Origin of the sequence: Alienimonas sp. DA493 (assembly GCF_043951915.1) — a bacterium.
Classification (GTDB): domain Bacteria; phylum Planctomycetota; class Planctomycetia; order Planctomycetales; family Planctomycetaceae; genus Alienimonas.
In genome coordinates, this window is the sequence record NZ_JBINJD010000318.1 from 1 (window position 1) to 1,507 (window position 1,507).

The 1,507-nt window shown below is 74.7% G+C and carries 1 protein-coding gene; it reads left to right on the forward strand.

The window, feature by feature from the left end; all coding sequences use genetic code 11:
• Positions 1-61: 61 nt before the first annotated feature.
• Entirely contained in the window at positions 62-1,456 is a 1,395-nt protein-coding gene (locus tag ACG2DA_RS22740; protein WP_395258977.1) for a transcription antitermination factor NusB, read from the forward strand.
• Positions 1,457-1,507: the final 51 nt, after the last annotated feature.

Below are 1,507 nucleotides of genomic sequence, written 5' to 3' on the forward strand. Positions count from 1 at the left end.
GCTGCGCCGACGGCCGGAGCTTGCGCTCCGGGCTCACCTCCCGCGCGATGAGGAACGGCCGATGAGCGGGTCCCCCCGGGCCTTGGCCCACGAAGCGTTGCTCGAGCAGGCGACCACGCAGACCTTCGCCCAGGACCTGCTGGAGCGCCGCTGGGCCGAGTACGACGTCCCCGCGGCGGACCGGAGGCTGATCTCGGACCTCGTGTTCGGCACGGTGCGGCGGCGGGCCACGCTGGACGCGGTCCTCAAGGCCCACCTCAACCGGCCGCTGACGGACCTCGAACCCGGTCTGCGAACCCTGTTGCGGTTGGGGGCCTACCAACTGCTCCTGACCGGCGGCATCCCCCCGCACGCGGCGGTGCACGAGACGGTGGCGGTCGCCGAGATCGTCGGCGCCCCCCGCTGGAAGGGGCTGACGAACGGCGTGCTCCGGAACCTCGCCCGGTCGGTCTACCCGACGAACGACGAACCGATCCCCGCCCCCGGCCCGGCGGCGGACGCCGTCCCGCTGCCGGTCGGTCCGACCGATGGGAACCGCTGGCGGAAGGTCGGTCGCCGGGTGTTCCCCGACCCGGCCGACGACCCGACGGGCTACTTCGCCGCCGCCTTCGCCTTCCCCCGCTGGCTGGCCCGCCGCTGGGCGGAGCGGCTGGAACCGGCGGAGCTGTGGGCCCTCGGCTTCCACTTCAACCGCCCTCCGCTGGCCACTCTGAGGGTCAACCCGCTGCGGGGCGACCGCGAGTCGCTGCTGGCGGCGCTGGCCGAGGCGGGCGTGACCGCGAGCGCGGGGGAGACGCCGCAGTCGGTCCGGCTGGCGGAGGGGGCGAACGTCGTGGCGCTGCCCGGCTTCGCGGAGGGCCGGTCCAGCGTGCAGGACGAAACCGCCCAACGGGCCGCCGCCCTGCTGGCCCCGCGGGCCGGCGAGCGGGTCCTCGACCTGTGCGCCGCCCCGGGCACGAAGTCGACGCACCTCGCGGAACTGTCCGGCGACGCCGCGGAGATCCTCGCCGCCGACGTCAGCAGCAATCGACTGGAACGGGTCACGGCGAACGCGGAGCGGTTGGGACTCTCCTCAATCCGCGTTCAAGCGACGGCGGCGGACGCCTCCGACTTGGACGCCGGCCCGTTCGACTCGGCGCTGGTGGACGTGCCGTGCAGCAACACCGGCGTGCTGGGCAAGCGGCCGGAGGCCCGTTGGCGGGTGAAGGCGAGCGACCTGCCGCTGTTCGCCGAGAGCCAGACCCGCCTGCTGACCGCAGCGTTGGCGCGGGTGAAGCCCGGCGGGCGGTGCGTGTACTCCACGTGCAGCGTGGAGCCGGAGGAGAACGCCGGCGTCGTCGCCGCCGTGCTGGCGGACCCGCGGTTCGCCGACTGGCGGATCGTCCGCAGCGTCGTTCACTGGCCCGGCCGTCCGGGCGACGGTGGCTTTCAAGCGCTGTTGGTGCGAGCCCCGTAGGGTCCGCTGTGCGGACCGTCGTGAGCGGCCCCGCGTCTCCCGGGACGGTCC